At 40.8% G+C, this 15798-nt stretch carries 14 protein-coding genes; 13 read left to right on the top strand and 1 reads right to left on the bottom strand.

Annotated features, from left to right (window positions below):
- The first annotated feature begins 234 nt into the window (after positions 1-234).
- The 5 genes from BQ5364_RS13610 to BQ5364_RS13590 all read left to right on the top strand — a co-directional run bounded on the left by BQ5364_RS13610 (position 235) and on the right by BQ5364_RS13590 (position 7587).
- Positions 235-1236, top strand: coding sequence for a reverse transcriptase family protein (locus BQ5364_RS13610; protein WP_004614872.1), 1002 nt, complete (start codon positions 235-237; stop codon positions 1234-1236).
- Positions 1233-1490, top strand: coding sequence for a hypothetical protein (locus tag BQ5364_RS13605; protein WP_022250326.1), 258 nt, complete (start codon positions 1233-1235; stop codon positions 1488-1490). Before BQ5364_RS13610 ends, BQ5364_RS13605 begins: the two co-directional genes overlap by 4 nt.
- A 22-nt stretch (positions 1491-1512) precedes the next feature.
- Positions 1513-3693 (top strand): DNA topoisomerase III, encoded by a 2181-nt coding sequence (locus BQ5364_RS13600; protein ID WP_071144464.1) that lies wholly within the window; start codon positions 1513-1515, stop codon positions 3691-3693.
- A gap of 309 nt (positions 3694-4002) precedes the next feature.
- Positions 4003-6615 (top strand): bifunctional acetaldehyde-CoA/alcohol dehydrogenase, encoded by a 2613-nt coding sequence (adhE, locus tag BQ5364_RS13595; protein WP_071144463.1) that lies wholly within the window; start codon positions 4003-4005, stop codon positions 6613-6615.
- 216 nt (positions 6616-6831) lie between these two features.
- Positions 6832-7587, top strand: coding sequence for an aminoglycoside phosphotransferase family protein (locus tag BQ5364_RS13590; protein ID WP_004614868.1), 756 nt, complete (start codon positions 6832-6834; stop codon positions 7585-7587).
- Between the two features lie 201 nt (positions 7588-7788).
- Here the strand turns inward: BQ5364_RS13590 and BQ5364_RS13585 are convergent, their stop codons facing one another.
- Positions 7789-8868 (bottom strand): cell wall hydrolase, encoded by a 1080-nt coding sequence (locus BQ5364_RS13585; protein WP_004614867.1) that lies wholly within the window; start codon positions 8866-8868, stop codon positions 7789-7791.
- 114 nt (positions 8869-8982) lie between these two features.
- Between BQ5364_RS13585 and BQ5364_RS13580 the strand changes: the two genes are divergently transcribed.
- The 8 genes from BQ5364_RS13580 to mutY all read left to right on the top strand — a co-directional run bounded on the left by BQ5364_RS13580 (position 8983) and on the right by mutY (position 15797).
- Positions 8983-9561 (top strand): hypothetical protein, encoded by a 579-nt coding sequence (locus BQ5364_RS13580; RefSeq protein ID WP_004614866.1) that lies wholly within the window; start codon positions 8983-8985, stop codon positions 9559-9561.
- Positions 9554-10384 (top strand): Cof-type HAD-IIB family hydrolase, encoded by an 831-nt coding sequence (locus tag BQ5364_RS13575; RefSeq protein ID WP_004614865.1) that lies wholly within the window; start codon positions 9554-9556, stop codon positions 10382-10384. The genes BQ5364_RS13580 and BQ5364_RS13575 overlap by 8 nt, the downstream gene beginning before the upstream one ends.
- Before the next feature lie 15 nt (positions 10385-10399).
- Positions 10400-11236: an undecaprenyl-diphosphate phosphatase gene (locus BQ5364_RS13570; protein WP_004614864.1), complete on the top strand. Its 837-nt coding sequence runs from the start codon at positions 10400-10402 to the stop codon at positions 11234-11236.
- Positions 11237-11368: 132 nt separating this feature from the next.
- Positions 11369-12148, top strand: a complete 780-nt coding sequence (locus tag BQ5364_RS13565) for an ABC transporter substrate-binding protein (protein ID WP_022250333.1) — start codon at positions 11369-11371, stop codon at positions 12146-12148.
- Positions 12149-12249: 101 nt separating this feature from the next.
- Positions 12250-12951 (top strand): amino acid ABC transporter permease, encoded by a 702-nt coding sequence (locus BQ5364_RS13560; protein ID WP_004614862.1) that lies wholly within the window; start codon positions 12250-12252, stop codon positions 12949-12951.
- A complete protein-coding gene (locus BQ5364_RS13555; RefSeq protein WP_004614861.1) occupies positions 12938-13660 on the top strand; it encodes an amino acid ABC transporter ATP-binding protein in 723 nt (240 codons plus the stop codon). The genes BQ5364_RS13560 and BQ5364_RS13555 overlap by 14 nt, the downstream gene beginning before the upstream one ends.
- Before the next feature lie 19 nt (positions 13661-13679).
- Entirely contained in the window at positions 13680-14036 is a 357-nt protein-coding gene (locus tag BQ5364_RS13550) for an arsenate reductase family protein (RefSeq protein WP_004614860.1), read from the top strand.
- The gene (mutY, locus tag BQ5364_RS13545; protein WP_071144462.1) at positions 14037-15797 is read left to right on the top strand and encodes an A/G-specific adenine glycosylase; all 1761 of its coding nucleotides are present in this window, start codon (positions 14037-14039) and stop codon (positions 15795-15797) included.
- Position 15798: the final 1 nt, after the last annotated feature.

The raw sequence follows: 15798 nt of genomic DNA, 5'->3' as shown, positions 1-15798 counted from the left end.
TATTATAATTGAATAACAGCAGGAACGATAGCATATCCAAGACAGATGTTTTGGCAGGGGAGCGAGTCGCTGCCCGGTACAGGAGATGAAACGATGAAACGATAAGCTGCTTCGAGGTACTTTTGCACACTTCGTGTGCATGGACCTTGCGGTCCGAGTACATCTACGCATCTTACGGAATCACTTTATTGTATTGTTCCTGCTTTTTTATTTTTGGAAAGAAAAGGATAGATTATGGATAATCAAAGATTATGGCAGCATCGCTCGAAAGAGGAAGACAAAGAGGCAATTCTTTCTTTGAACTTACTGGAAAGGGCAAATGTTCCGAAAGAAAAAACGTTGAAATGTATCTATGCGGTCAGTAATCACATAGAAGAACACTATCGTGAAGTTTTTATTCCGAAAAAGAAAGGTGGCAGGCGCAAACTGCTTGTTCCGGATTATCTTCTGCATACGATGCAGAAAAATATTCTGCGAATAATATTAAGTGAAGAGAAAGTTTCAAAGTACGCAAAAGCCTATTGTCCGGGGAGAAGGATTCGTGACAATGCGTTTGCACATGTCGGTGCAGAAACAATTTTGGAGTTGGATATCAAAGATTTTTTTGAAAATATTACATATATTATGGTGTACCAGTGTGTTTTTTCGGGAGAATATTATCCGCCGGCAGTGCGTACACTGCTGACCCAACTTTGCTGTTACAGGGACTATCTTCCGCAAGGAGCACCGACATCACCGATGATATCAAATCTGGTGATGTTTTCCTTTGACCAATATATGGGAAAATGGTGTGAAGAGCGGGAAATTTGTTATACAAGATATTGTGATGACATGACGTTTTCCGGGAAATTTGATGTGCGGGAAGTAAAACAAAAAGTAAGAAGTTACCTTCAGGTACTTGGATTTGAATTGAATTTGAAAAAGACGAAAGTGCTGAAACAATATAACAGACAATCTGTGACCGGAATCGTTGTCAATGAAAAAGCGCAGGTGTCTAAAACATATCGGAGAGATGTCAGACAGGCTGTCTATTACTGTGGAAAATATGGAGTACAGGAGCATTTACAGAGAACTGGGGCGCAAATGTGGCTGCAAAAAGGAGAAGAGCGGTACCTTCAGCATCTGATGGGAAAGGTGAATTACATTTTGCAGGTAAATCCGGAGGATTGTACGTTTCAGGAAGTTCGGAAGAACTTGTTGAGAATACAAAGGCAGTGCAAAGGAGGAAAACCATGATTACGATTTTTAACAGAAAAGAATTGATTGTCACAGCAAGTATGGAAAAACAGGCGGAAGTCAGGGATATTCTTGCCAAAAACCATATGCCGTATGAAGTGAAGACCGTGAATCGAAGTAGTGGTTCGGCTTTGGGTGGAAGAACGCGTGCGGTAACTGGGACATGCGGAGAAAAACCGGAACTTATGTATGAATATGTAGTGTATGTGAAAAAAGAAGATTATGAAGAGGCTGCTTCTTTGATTAGAAAATAAAATTAGGATGGGAAAATAAGACATGAAATCATTAGTAATTGCAGAGAAACCGTCTGTGGCAAGAGACATTGCCAGAGTACTGAAGTGTAATAAAAATATTTCCGGAGCAATCGAGGGAAATCAATATATCGTTACATGGGCATTAGGACATCTTGTAACACTTGCGGATCCGGAAGGGTATGATAAAAAATTCAAGGAGTGGAACATGCAGGTGCTTCCGATGATGCCTAAGAAGATGGAACTGGTTGTCATTAAGAAAACGGCAAAACAGTACAATGCGGTGAAGACACAGATGTTTCGAAAAGATGTAGGGGATATCATCATCGCCACAGATGCCGGACGTGAAGGAGAACTTGTGGCAAGGTGGATTCTGGAAAAAGCAAATTGCCACAAGCCAATCAAAAGACTTTGGATTTCTTCCGTGACAGATAAGGCGATCAAAGAAGGATTTGCAAAGCTTGTGGATGGAAGGAAATACAATGATTTGTACGCAGCGGCAGTCTCAAGAGCAGAGGCGGACTGGCTTGTAGGAATCAATGCAACAAGAGCGTTAACGTGCAAATACAACGCGCAGCTGTCTTGCGGGCGTGTACAGACACCGACACTTGCGATGATTGCAAAGCGGGAGGAAGAGATTCGCACATTCCAGCCGAAAGAGTACTATGGTGTGACTGTGCAGGCAGGAAAAATCAAGTGGACATGGCAGGATCAAAAGTCGGGAAGCTACCGTTCATTTTCAAAAGAACGAATAGAAAAGCTGGCAGAAGATTTGAATGGTGAAATTATGGTCGTGGAACAGGTGGAAAAATCTGCGAAGAAATCATTTGCGCCAGGATTATATGACCTGACAGAATTACAGAGAGATGCCAACAGGCGATTTGGCTTCTCCGCAAAAGAGACATTGAACATCATGCAGCGCCTGTATGAGAACCATAAAGTATTGACCTATCCGAGAACAGATTCCAAATATATCGGAAATGATGTGGTTGACACTTTGAAAGACAGACTGCGAGCAGTAAGTGTAGGTCCATATAAAAAGCTTGCGGGAAGCCTGATTATGAAGCCGATCAAGGTCAACAAATCATTTGTGGATGACAAGAAAGTAAGCGATCACCATGCGATCATCCCGACCGAGCAGTTTGTGCAGTTGGAGCATATGACAAACGAGGAGCGAAAAATTTATGATCTCGTTGTCCGCAGATTTTTGAGTGTTCTCTATCCGCCGTTTGAGTATGAGCAGACGACATTGCTTGGGAAAGCGGCAGGAGAACGATTTGCTGCGAGAGGAAAAATCGTAAAACATGCGGGCTGGAAAGAAGTCTATGAACTGGGAGACGGAGATGAGACAGATGTGGAAGAACAGTTGTCAGAACAGTCACTTCCGGAAGTGAACAAAGGGGCAGCACTTCCCGTACAACAGGTGCAGATGGCCAGTGGAAAGACAAAGCCGCCGGCAAGATTTAATGAGGCAACATTATTGTCTGCCATGGAAAATCCGGTGAAGTATATGGAATCCCGCGATAAACAGGCGGTTAAAACATTAGGCCAGACCGGAGGGCTTGGAACAGTTGCTACAAGAGCGGACATTATCGACAAGCTATTCCATTCTTATCTGATGGAATTGCGTGGAAAAGAGATTTACATTACGTCGAAGGGGAAACAGCTTTTGGAACTTGTGCCGGAAGATTTGCGGAAACCGGAATTAACAGCAGACTGGGAAATGAAGCTTTCCAATATTGCAAAAGGGAAACTAAGAAAAGAAACCTTCCTTCAGGAGATCAAAGGATATACGGTGGAGATCATCGACGAGATCAAAGGTGGAACCGGAACATTCCGACATGATAACATGACAAATAAAAAGTGTCCGGATTGTGGGAAACCGATGCTCGCGGTAAACGGGAAGAATGCAAGGATGCTTGTATGTCAGGACAGAGAGTGCGGACATAAAGAGGTGGTTGCAAGGATTTCCAATGCAAGATGCCCGCAATGTCATAAGAAGATGGAGATCATCAAAAAAGGGGATGAAGAACAATTTGTATGTAATACTTGCGGTCATAAAGAAAAGATGTCAGCATTTAAGGCGAGACGGGAAAAAGAAGGTGCAGGCGTGAGCAAAAAGGATGTACAGAGGTATTTGAAACAGCAAAAAGAAGAGCCGGTGAATACTGCATTTGCAGATGCATTCGCGAAGTTGAAACTGTAAAAACAGAAATGATTGTTATTATATTAACGATAATGTGCTTTGGGAAGAACGTAAACAGATATTCACAAAGAGAGTCGTAAATAGTTATAATGTGAGAAAAGGTTGAAAAACAAGTATTTGCAAGTCAAAAACCAGAAAAAACTTATTTCTGTACTGTATAAATTGCATAATGAAATAAAAAAAATGGAAAATTCATTGTGTAAAAAGTCGTAAATGAGAAAAAAGGAGACAATATATTGACAAATATTTAACGAGGTAGTATACTAAGCCTCGTAGTAAAGAAATACAACACTTACGGAGGATATTGATATGTCAAAGAAGGAAACGAACGTACCAGGAATTATTGATAACGTAGAAGCTCTTGTAGCAAAAATGGAAGCAATGAGAGAAGCACAGAAAGTATTTGCTACATTTACACAGGAACAAGTAGATAAGATCTTTTTTGAAGCAGCAGTAGCAGCAAATACACAGCGTATCCCATTGGCAAAGATGGCAGTAGAAGAGACTGGTATGGGTATCGTTGAAGATAAAGTAATCAAGAATCATTACGCAGCAGAATATATTTACAATGCATATAAAGATACAAAAACATGTGGAGTTATTGAAGAAGATAAAGCTTATGGAATTAAGAAGATTGCAGAGCCAATCGGTTTGATCGCAGCGGTTATTCCTACAACAAACCCAACTTCGACAGCAATCTTTAAGACATTGATCGCATTAAAGACAAGAAATGCAATCATCATCAGCCCACATCCACGTGCAAAAAATGCGACAATTGCAGCAGCAAAAGTTGTATTGGAAGCAGCTGTAAAAGCTGGAGCACCAGAAGGAATCATCGGATGGATCGACGTACCTTCATTAGAGCTTACAAACGAAGTAATGAAGAGCGCAGACATCATTCTTGCAACAGGTGGTCCTGGAATGGTTAAAGCAGCTTACTCTTCAGGAAAACCGGCGCTTGGTGTTGGTGCAGGTAACACACCGGTTATCATCGATGACACAGCTGATGTTAAACTGGCAGTTAACTCAATCATCCACTCAAAAACATTTGACAATGGTATGATTTGTGCTTCAGAACAGTCTGTAACTGTTTTGGAAAAAGTTTATAAAGAAGTAAAAGATGAATTTGCACTCAGAGGATGTTATTTCCTGAAAAAAGATGAGATTGAAAAAGTTCGTAAGACAATCATCATCAACGGTGCATTAAACGCTAAAATCGTAGGTCAGTCAGCACATACAATCGCAGCACTGGCAGGAGTAAAAGTACCGGAAGAGACAAAGATTCTAATCGGGGAAGTGGAATCTGTTGATATTTCTGAAGAATTTGCTCATGAAAAATTATCTCCGGTACTTGCTATGTACAAAGCAAAAACATTTGATGAAGCAATTGCAAAAGCAGAGCAGCTTGTAGCTGACGGTGGATACGGACATACATCTTCTATCTATGTTCATCCGGCAGAGACAGAGAAGCTTGCAAAACATGCAGCAGCAATGAAAACATGCCGTATCTTAGTAAACACACCTTCTTCTCACGGTGGAATCGGTGATCTTTACAACTTCAAATTAGCACCATCTCTTACATTGGGATGTGGATCATGGGGTGGAAACTCTGTATCTGAAAACGTTGGTGTAAAACACTTAATCAATATCAAAACAGTTGCTGAGAGGAGAGAGAATATGCTTTGGTTTAGAGCACCTGAAAAAGTTTACTTCAAAAAAGGATGTATGCCTGTTGCACTTGATGAATTAGGAACAGTAATGGGTAAAAAGAAAGCATTTATCGTAACTGACAGCTTCTTATATCACAATGGATACGTAAAAGGTATCGAAGAAAAATTAGATGAGATGGGAATCCAGCACACATGCTTCTACGAAGTAGCTCCAGACCCAACACTTGAATGTGCAAAAGCAGGTGCTGAGGCAATGAGAGCATTCGGTCCAGACGTAATCATCGCTCTTGGTGGTGGTTCAGCAATGGATGCCGGAAAGATCATGTGGGTAATGTACGAACATCCAGAAGCAGACTTCATGGATATGGCAATGCGTTTCATGGATATCCGTAAGAGAGTATATACATTCCCTAAGATGGGAGAGAAAGCTTACTTTGTAGCAATCCCTACATCTTCAGGAACAGGTTCTGAGGTAACACCATTCGCAGTTATCACAGATGAAAAAACAGGAGTAAAATATCCGTTAGCAGATTATGAATTACTTCCTAAGATGGCGATCATCGACGCTGACAATATGATGAGCCAGCCAAAAGGACTGACAAGTGCTTCTGGTATCGATGCTTTAACACATGCTTTAGAGGCATATGCATCAATCATGGCAACAGATTATACAGATGGTCTTGCATTAAAAGCAATGAAGAACATTTTTGAATACCTTCCATCAGCTTATGAAAACGGAGCAAATGATCCAAAAGCAAGAGAAAAAATGGCAGATGCTTCTTGCATGGCTGGTATGGCATTCGCAAATGCATTCCTTGGAGTATGCCACTCAATGGCACATAAATTAGGTGCATTCCATCACTTACCACATGGTGTTGCCAACGCATTGTTAATCACAGAAATTATGAAATTCAATGCAACAGATGTACCTACTAAGATGGGAACATTCTCACAATATCAGTATCCACACGCATTAGAAAGATATGCTGAATGTGCTAGATTCTGCGGTGTTGTTGGAAAAGATGACAAAGATACATTTGAAAAATTCTTAGTAAAAATCGAAGAATTAAAAGATAGAGTAGGAATTGAGAAAACAATCAAAGATTATGGTGTAGATGAGAAATACTTCTTAGATACATTAGATGATATGGTTGAACAGGCATTTGATGATCAGTGTACAGGTGCTAACCCAAGATATCCACTGATGAAAGAAATCAAAGAAATGTACTTAAAAGTATATTACGGAAAATAATTATTAAATTGGGGACGTAGTAAAATTGAATTTTACTACGTCCCCAATTGACATTACCCCTGTCCCTTTTTGAAGTTTGTTAAGAAAAAGACAATAAAAATATAGCGAAAAACTTTGTTAAAAAATATTCAAAAATCTATTGCAAAATTGCAAATAAGGTGTATAATAAACTTATCAAATAAGAAAAGGTGTAATACTTATAGGAGGTAAGGACATATGAAATTAGAACAAAGCAACTTAATCGTGAAACGTGCATATAAAGAAGTGTACAAATGTGACGAAGGTATTGTAAAAGTATTTGAGAAAACGCATTCAAAAGCAGATGTGTTTAACGAAGCGTTGAATACGGCAAGAGTAGAAGAAGCCGGTCTTGACATTCCTAAGGTGAAAAGTGTAACAGAGATTGATGGAAAATGGGCGGTTGTTATTGAATACAAAGACGGAAAGACACTTGGAGAGATGATGAAGACAGATCCAGCCAATATAGAGAAGTATATGGAAGACTTTGTAGATCTTCAATTGCAGATGCATAGCAAGAGAGCACCTAGATTGAATAAACTGAAAGACAAATTGGCAAGACAGATTAATAGTTTGAAAGATTTGGATGCGACAGCAAGGTATGAGCTTCTGACACGTTTGGAGAGCATGCCAAAACATGATAAAGTATGTCACGGAGATTTCAATCCAAGTAACGTTATTGTTGGAAAGAATGGAAAGATGACAATCGTTGACTGGGCACATGCGACACAGGGAAATGCAAGTGCAGATGCAGCGAAGACCTATCTGCTGTTTGCGCTGGACAATCAGGAGACAGCTGATTTATACTTGAAATTGTTCTGCAAGAAGAGTGATACGGCAAGACAGTATGTAGAACAGTGGCTTCCGATCGTGGCGGCAGCACAGCTGACAAAGAATAATGAGATGGAAAAAGATTTCTTGATGAAATGGATTGATGTATTTGATTATCAATAAGAATATATAAAAATGACTGCGGTTTCTTTAAAACCGCAGTCATTTTTATTCTTCGTCGTCTATTTCTTGCGCACCGATTAAGGCACCGGTGGAAGCAGCGACGACAGCTGCAACAATTGCGGCAATGATGCTTACCGCAATGACACAAACTAAGAATCCCATGTTAAGATACCTCCGTTTCTGTGATGAATAGTATTTGCATTAGAAGAATACATTTCCGCCAATTACAATTCCGCTATGTCCGGAACTTGCCGCCCGGAAATTGAGACAGTCACCTACGTTGTTTTTTCCGGCAATTGCATCTTTTGCAACTTCCAGACAGGAAGATTTGATTCCTCTTTTTAAAACTTTATCAAGCTTTCCGGAAGCAACCGGAGAAAATTGTCCACTTTGATAAATTACTCCGGTAATGGTATCCGGATAATATCTATGGTTGACTCTGTTCATGACAACGGAGGCTACGGCAAGCATTCCGTCATAGTCAGTACTTCCAGCCTCACATTCAATCAATGCGGCAAAAATCTCTAATTCACTGGCGCTGACATCGGGAGTCTGATTCTGAGAAGAATCAGAGTTATCGTTATCAGAAGGAGGAGTAACAGACGGTGTCTCCGGTTCAACCGGTGTCACTTCTTTGTCGAGAGCCTCCTGTGCTGCTTTTGCACGCTCTTTTGCCTCGGCGAGTTTTGCAGAATATTGCTCTAATTCGCCTGATGTGGAAGAGATTTTTGCGGTAAGATCCGCTTGCTTTTGATTGAGCTCATCCTGAAGTTTCGTCAGTTGAGATTGCTCAGTTTGAAGCTGTTTTTCTTTTTCGGCAACGGCATTCTGTGCGTCGACCAGTTCTTTCAGACGATTGCGGTCGTACTCGCTTACAGCGCTGATAAATTCAGCTTTATTTAAAAATTCACTCATGCTCGCAGAAGAAAACAGCATCTCTAAATAAGAGGTATTGCCACTCTCATATATATGTTTGATTCTCAGTTTCATAGATTGATACTGAGCTGCTTCCTCGCCTTTTGCAACAGCAAGATCCGCTTTCACTTGCTCAATTTCTGCTGTGGTGGTATCCATCTTTTTCATAATGGTATCCAGTTCTCCACTCAAGGCGTCGAGTTCACTATTTAAATCGGATAATTCATTCTGTAAGTTTGATGTTGTGCCCTCAAGTGATTCAACAGAATCTTCAGCATATGAAGAAGTAGCAAAAACTGTGAACACTGCGATGGAAGTTAAAATGGAACAGGTACGTATCAGCATTTTTAACTTTTTGTTTTTCATAAGTAATTCCTTTCCTGAATAAATAGTTATTAAAATATTATACTATAAATTGCGTTATTAATCAAATTTTGTTAGAATAGAATCAAATAGCAGAAGAAAAGAGGGCAGTAGAATATGATGAAATACGAAGAGGAGCATTATCTTTATGAGAATATCAAGGATAAGATTTATCCGTGGGTGAAAGAATCTCTTGTAGATCATAAGGCACTGAATGGAAAGTATATTTCTGATAAAGATACTCCGATAGTCTCTTTTGCAGGGGATTTGATGGTGATATTTGTAATTGAAAGAGACAAAGATACATATGAAATATTAAAGGACAATATGCTTCCGCCGGATACGGACATGGAACTGCTTTACCATACAGCGTGCGAGAATCTTGCAAGGAATGTAAAATTTGTAATTGGACACACATTATATGGTGGCTTTAGTATTATCGCTGACGGTTATCATGAGGCAAGTTCACTTTGTTTTAAGTATATTTGGTCTATGTGCAGTGAAAAGCTTGATGATGATATTGTCATTATGGCGCCGACGAAAGATATGGTTCTATTTGTTCCAGCAGGCAATCAAAAGCAGATTGAAGAGATGAAAGCTTATGGAATACAATCGTTTGAACGTTCATTTGACAAGGTAAGCACGAAATTACTGCGTTTTACAAAAGAAGGAAAGGAACTGACCGTGTATGAGTAGAACAATCAGGATGATTGGGGTGGATCTGGATGGGACATTGCTGAACAGTGAAAAACAGCTGACCGCCTATACAAGAGAGGTGCTAAAAAAGGCGATTGAGCAGGAAGTGGCTGTAGTTGTGGCTACTGGACGTCCATTTTCGGGAGTGCCTGATGAGCTGAAACACTTTCCGGGAATAAGATATGCGCTTACGGCAAACGGTGCAAGAATATTGGATATGCAGAAGCAGAAGGTAGTTTATGAGAATTTACTTTCAGTGGAGAGTTCCGAAAAAGTTATAGATATTTTGAGAAAGCATCATGCAATTCACGAGTTTTTTGTTGACGGAGTCGGCTACATGAATGAAGATGGTCTGAAGAATGTATATGCATATTTTGAAGATCCTCATATGGCAGAATATTTACAAAGCACAAGAATTCCGGTAAAAGATGTAAAAGAAAAATTACAGACGATGAAGTGTGAGGTAGATAAGCTACAGGGAATTTTTAGAAATCAGAAAGATAAAGAGGAAGCACTGGAAGAACTGAATACCCTTTCTGGCATCGTTGTCACAGCAGCAATGGATAATAATCTGGAGATTAATAAAGAAGGAACAAACAAAGGACTTGGTCTTTTGCAGCTAGGGAAATCTCTTGGAATTTCAAGAGAGGAGATTATGGCGTGCGGTGATGGTGGCAATGATGTGGAGATGTTAAAAGAAGTTGGGTTTGCTGTTGCCATGGCAAATGGTTCTGATCCTGTCAAGAAGGCAGCAGATTTTGTGACCGTTTCGAATGATGAAGATGGAGTGGCAAAGGCAATTGAGAGGTTTGTGCTGGACTAGAGGAGGAATAGAAGAATGTTAGATATGTTAAAAGTAATTATACTTGGAATCGTGGAAGGTATCACGGAGTGGCTGCCAATCAGCAGTACAGGACATTTGATTCTGGTAGATGAGTTTATTAAGCTTGGGGCGAGCAGAGCATTCAAAGAGATGTTTAATGTGGTGATACAGCTTGGGGCGATTTTAGCGGTTGTAGTTTTGTATTTTCATAAACTGAACCCGTTTTCACCAAAGAAATCAAGAAAACAGAAAGTGTATACGATTCAGTTGTGGATGAAGGTGATTGTTGCATGTTTACCGGCGGCTGTTCTTGGAATCCTGTTGGATGACTGGATGGAGGCGCATTTGCATAATTATGTAGTAGTATCCATTACACTGATATTGTATGGTATTTTATTTATTGTGATAGAAAATTGGAATAAAGATAAGACACCGCAGGTGACAAAACTGCACCAGCTTTCTTATCAGACAGCATTGCTTATCGGGGTATTTCAGGTTCTTTCGCTTGTGCCGGGAACGTCACGTTCCGGTGCGACGATCATCGGTGCATTGTTGCTTGGTACTTCCAGATATGTGGCGGCAGAATTTACATTCTTCCTTGCAATTCCGGTTATGTTCGGTGCGAGTGGAATTAAATTGTTGAAGTTTATCAAAGTTGGCGGCGGCTTCACAGGGATGGAAGCAGCTATGCTGATCGTAGGATGTCTGGTGGCGTTTGTTGTATCGATCATTGCAATCAAATTTTTGATGGGATATATCAAGAAAAATGATTTCAAAGTATTTGGTTATTACCGTATCATCTTGGGTGTGATCGTGCTTGGGTACTTTGCGGCAAGCGGATTTTTAAAATAATATACAAACGGGTGGCTATTTATGCAAGAAAAATGTATAAATAGCCACTTGCTTTTTTTGGAAAATGTGATAGAATATAACACAGAGTTGAATTTTTATGCAGAATAAATTGCGAAAGGGAGAGATTGGATTATGAAGAAGAAATTATTAAGTGCATTATTGGTGGCAACATGTGTGGTATCTATGGCAGCGTGCGGAAGTAATAAAACAGAAAAGGAAGCTAAGGATGACAAGATTATTGTCGGAACAGAGGCTGGTTTTGCACCATACGAGTACATGAAAGGCAATGAAGTTGTCGGAATTGATATGGATATCGCAAAAGCGATTGCGGATGATATGGGAAAAGAGCTGGAGATCAAGAACATGGATTTTGACGGTGCTTTGGCAGCGGTTGCAAGCGGAAAGGTAGATTTTGTTGCAGCAGGTGTGTCTATCGATGAAGACCGTTTGAAAACAATGGACTTCTCTCATGAATATGTAAATTCAACAGAGGTAATCGTTGTAAACGGTGAAAGCCCGGCAGTGACTCCGGCAGGAGCAGAACTTTCAGGATCAGATCTTGACGGAAAAGTAGTTGCGGTACAGCAGGGGAATATCGCAGATATCTGGGTATCAAATGAAGAAAACTGCAAGCCGAAAGAAGTAAAACGTTATACAAAATTTGCTCAGGCTGCAGAAGATTTGAAAAACAACAAAGTAGATTGTATCGTAATGGACCAATATCCGGCAGAACAATTAGTAGCTTCTAATGGAACATTGAAAATTTTAGATGGTGTGCTGTTTGAAGATAAATATGCAATTGCAGTGAAAAAAGGAAATCAGGAATTACTGGATAAAATCAACAAAGTAATTGATCAGTTGATTGAAGATGGAAAAATTGAAGAATTTACAGCAAACCATACACAAAAGTAATAAAATAGTGTAAAATAGAAGATAAGTAATTTTAGAATCAGCAGATTTTGTATAGTCTGCTGATTCTTTGATGCAATTACAAAAGAAAGAGAGGAGAAAAGATGGACTTCATACAAAGGTTTATAGAAGGGTTTCATCATGCGGTAATTTATGACCAGCGGTATTTGGTTTATTTGGATGGTCTGAAGGTTACTATTTTAATTTCCATATTTGCAATCCTGATCGGTGTGGCGATTGGTCTGTTTATTGCGGTGGTGAAAGTAACGGTTTCCAAAAATATTTTTGTCAGAATTTTGAAGTGGTTCTGTAATGTGTACACGACAGTGATTCGAGGAACACCGGTTATGGTACAGCTTTTGATCATGTACAATATGGTGTTTACGGCAAGAGACACAAATGAAATTTTTGTCGGTGCAATCTGTTTTGGTATCAACTCGGGTGCGTATGTGGCTGAGATTATCAGAGCGGGAATTGAATCCATTGACAGAGGGCAGATGGAGGCAGGTCGTTCACTTGGCTTCAACTATATACAGACGATGCGCTATATCATTGTCCCACAGGCAGTGAAAAATATTCTGCCGGCGCTTGGAAACGAGTTTATCGTATTGATCAAAGAGACTTCTGTGGCAGGAGTAATTGCGGTGACAGATTTAACAAAAGCAGCGCAGTACATTGGTTCTACAGACTTCATTGTATTGCCGCCGTTGTTTGTAGCAGCAGGCTGCTATCTTGTGATCGTGTTAGGACTTACAAAATTGCAGAGTTTATTGGAAAGGAGGTTGTCACAAGGTGATCGTCACTAAGAATTTACAAAAATCATTTCATGGAAACAAGGTGCTTTGTGGAATTGACGAGCATATTGAAAAGGGAGAAAAAGTAGTAGTGATCGGACCGTCTGGTTCCGGGAAATCTACATTTTTGCGATGCCTCAACCTTCTGGAAGAACCGACAGGCGGAGAAGTGTGGTTTGAGGGGAATAACATCACAAGCAAAGATTGTGATATCAACAAACTGAGACAGAAGATGGGCATGGTATTCCAGCAGTTCAATCTGTTTCCGCATTTATCGATAAAGGAGAATATCATGCTTGCACCGGTGAAGCTTGGTGTGATGACAAAGGCAGAGGCGGAGAAGAAAGCAAAAGAATTGTTGCAGCGTGTGGGACTCCCTGACAAAGAGAATGCATATCCGAGACAGTTGTCAGGTGGTCAGAAACAGCGTATTGCAATTGCAAGAGCTCTGGCGATGAATCCGGATGTGATGCTGTTCGATGAGCCGACGTCTGCGCTTGACCCGGAGATGGTAGGAGAGGTTCTGGAACTGATGAAAGAACTGGCAGATGAGGGAATGACGATGGTAGTCGTGACGCATGAGATGGGATTTGCAAAAGAGGTTGCAACGCGTGTACTGTTCATTGATGAGGGAAAAGTAAAAGAAAGCAACACGCCGAAGGAATTCTTTGAAAATCCACAAGATCCGCGTCTGAAAGAATTTTTGTCAAAAGTATTGTAAGAAAGCGAGGGAGAACGTGATGAGTATTTTATTTGTAGAATATCCAAAATGTACGACCTGTAAAAAGGCGAAGAAGTGGCTGGAGGAAAAGGGCATTGCCTTTGAGGACAGACATATCGTGGAGGCAAATCCTACTGCGGAAGAATTAAAGGCGTGGCATGAAAAAAGCGGTCTTCCACTGAAGCGTTTTTTCAACACAAGCGGTATGAAGTATAAAGAACTCGGGCTGAAAGATAAACTTCCGAATATGACAGAAGAAGAGCAATATGCACTTCTTGCGACAGATGGAATGCTTGTGAAACGTCCGCTTTTAGTAGGTGAAGAGTTTGCTGTTCCGGGATTTAAAGAGGTTTCCTGGGAAGAGGTTTTAAGTTAAATGAAATATGAAAGAATTGAGATTGGGAGGTTCATTGAACGTCCCAATCGCTTTATTGCGTATGTAGAAATTGCGGGTAAGAAAGAGACCGTGCACGTGAAAAATACAGGGCGTTGTGCTGAACTTTTGACACCGAATGCATCGGTGTATGTGCAGCGGGCAGAAAATCCGGATAGAAAGACCCAGTGGGATCTGATCGGTGTAAAAAAAGGAAAACGTATGATCAATATGGATTCCCAGATACCGAACAAAGTAGTGGAGGAATGGATTAAGCAAGGGAATTTGTTTCCGGACGCGATAGTGATCAGACCGGAAAAGACGTACAGGAAATCCAGATTTGACCTTTATGTGGAAGAGGGAGATAGAAAAATCTTTGTAGAAGTAAAAGGAGTCACACTGGAGGAAAATGGAATTGTAAAATTTCCGGATGCACCGACTGAGCGGGGGATAAAGCACATCGAAGAGCTTTGTGAGGCGACAAAAGAAGGATATGAAGCGTATATCTTTTTTGTGATCCAGATGAAAGGCGTGCGGTATTTTACTCCGAATATGGAAACGCAGCCGGCATTTGGCGAAGCGCTAAAACGAGCGAAGGAGCAGGGAGTGCATGTACTTGCATATGACTGTAAAGTTGGAAAAGACAGCATTGAGATTGGAAAGGAAGTGCCTGTTCTTTTGGAGGATGAGAATCTAAAGAAAATCGCAGATCCGCTGGTCGAATGGTATAGGGAGAATAAAAGAGAACTTCCGTGGAGAGAACAGATCAGTGCCTATCGTGTGTGGGTGTCAGAGATTATGTTGCAGCAGACAAGAGTGGAGGCGGTGAAGCCGTTTTATGCCCGATTTTTAAATGCGCTTCCGACAGTAAAGGATTTGGCGGAGGCGGAGGAAGACCAGCTCTTGAAGTTGTGGGAAGGTCTTGGATATTACAACCGTGTGCGGAACATGCAGAAAGCGGCAAAGCAGATCATGGAAGATTTTCATGGAGAATTTCCCAAGACCTACGAGGAGATAAAAAGTCTTACAGGAATCGGAAACTATACGGCGGGAGCAATCAGCTCATTTGCATTTGGGATTCCAAAACCGGCGGTCGATGGCAATGTACTTCGTGTGGTTTCGAGGATCACGGCAAGCTATGATGACATTATGAAAGCGAGCGTGCGAACAAGGATAGAAGAGCAGCTGGAACGTATCATTCCGAAAAATGCGGCGAGTGATTTTAATCAGGGTCTGATTGAACTTGGTGCAATTGTATGTGTGCCGAATGGGGAACCGAAATGTCTGCTGTGTCCGTTGAGGCAGCTCTGTGAAGCGAGGGAAAAAGGAATTGAGTCAGAGCTCCCGGTGAAGACAAAAGCAAAAGCGAGAAAGATTGAAAAGAGGACAGTATTCATTTTTCAGGATGGCGAGAATGTAGCAATTCGGAAACGTCCGGCAAAAGGCCTTTTGGCAGGATTGTATGAACTTCCGAATATTGAGGGAGAATTAAGTGCAGATGAAGCGCTGGAATACAGTAAGAAAATTGGACTGCAGCCGCTGAGAATAAAGGAACTGGGGGTGGCAAAACATATTTTCAGCCATGTGGAATGGCATATGACCGGGTTTGCCATTCGAGTAGATGAGTTGGAAAAATCTTGTACAGAGAAAATGTTGTTCATCCATCCGGAGGAAGTGCAAAGAGAGTATCCAATTCCGGCAGCATTTGAATATTATGCCGATTTTGTGGATATCAAACTTGGACAGGAAAAATATGAGGAATAAG

It is taken from the genome of Coprococcus phoceensis (genome assembly GCF_900104635.1).
Lineage (GTDB): Bacteria > Bacillota > Clostridia > Lachnospirales > Lachnospiraceae > Faecalimonas > Faecalimonas phoceensis.
Note: the sequence above shows the minus strand (reverse complement) of the source record. Positions and strands in the feature narration are given on the sequence as shown.

Excerpts from the sequence above, each read along its gene's own strand:
- BQ5364_RS13610 (WP_004614872.1), top strand. The coding sequence starts at position 235 with ATGGATAATCAAAGATTATGGCAGCATCGCTCGAAAGAGGAAGACAAA.
- BQ5364_RS13605 (WP_022250326.1), top strand. The coding sequence starts at position 1,233 with ATGATTACGATTTTTAACAGAAAAGAATTGATTGTCACAGCAAGTATG.
- BQ5364_RS13600 (WP_071144464.1), top strand. The coding sequence starts at position 1,513 with ATGAAATCATTAGTAATTGCAGAGAAACCGTCTGTGGCAAGAGACATT.
- adhE (WP_071144463.1), top strand. The coding sequence starts at position 4,003 with ATGTCAAAGAAGGAAACGAACGTACCAGGAATTATTGATAACGTAGAA.
- BQ5364_RS13590 (WP_004614868.1), top strand. The coding sequence starts at position 6,832 with ATGAAATTAGAACAAAGCAACTTAATCGTGAAACGTGCATATAAAGAA.
- BQ5364_RS13585 (WP_004614867.1), bottom strand. The coding sequence starts at position 8,868 with ATGAAAAACAAAAAGTTAAAAATGCTGATACGTACCTGTTCCATTTTA.
- BQ5364_RS13580 (WP_004614866.1), top strand. The coding sequence starts at position 8,983 with ATGATGAAATACGAAGAGGAGCATTATCTTTATGAGAATATCAAGGAT.
- BQ5364_RS13575 (WP_004614865.1), top strand. The coding sequence starts at position 9,554 with ATGAGTAGAACAATCAGGATGATTGGGGTGGATCTGGATGGGACATTG.
- BQ5364_RS13570 (WP_004614864.1), top strand. The coding sequence starts at position 10,400 with ATGTTAGATATGTTAAAAGTAATTATACTTGGAATCGTGGAAGGTATC.
- BQ5364_RS13565 (WP_022250333.1), top strand. The coding sequence starts at position 11,369 with ATGAAGAAGAAATTATTAAGTGCATTATTGGTGGCAACATGTGTGGTA.
- BQ5364_RS13560 (WP_004614862.1), top strand. The coding sequence starts at position 12,250 with ATGGACTTCATACAAAGGTTTATAGAAGGGTTTCATCATGCGGTAATT.
- BQ5364_RS13550 (WP_004614860.1), top strand. The coding sequence starts at position 13,680 with ATGAGTATTTTATTTGTAGAATATCCAAAATGTACGACCTGTAAAAAG.
- mutY (WP_071144462.1), top strand. The coding sequence starts at position 14,037 with ATGAAATATGAAAGAATTGAGATTGGGAGGTTCATTGAACGTCCCAAT.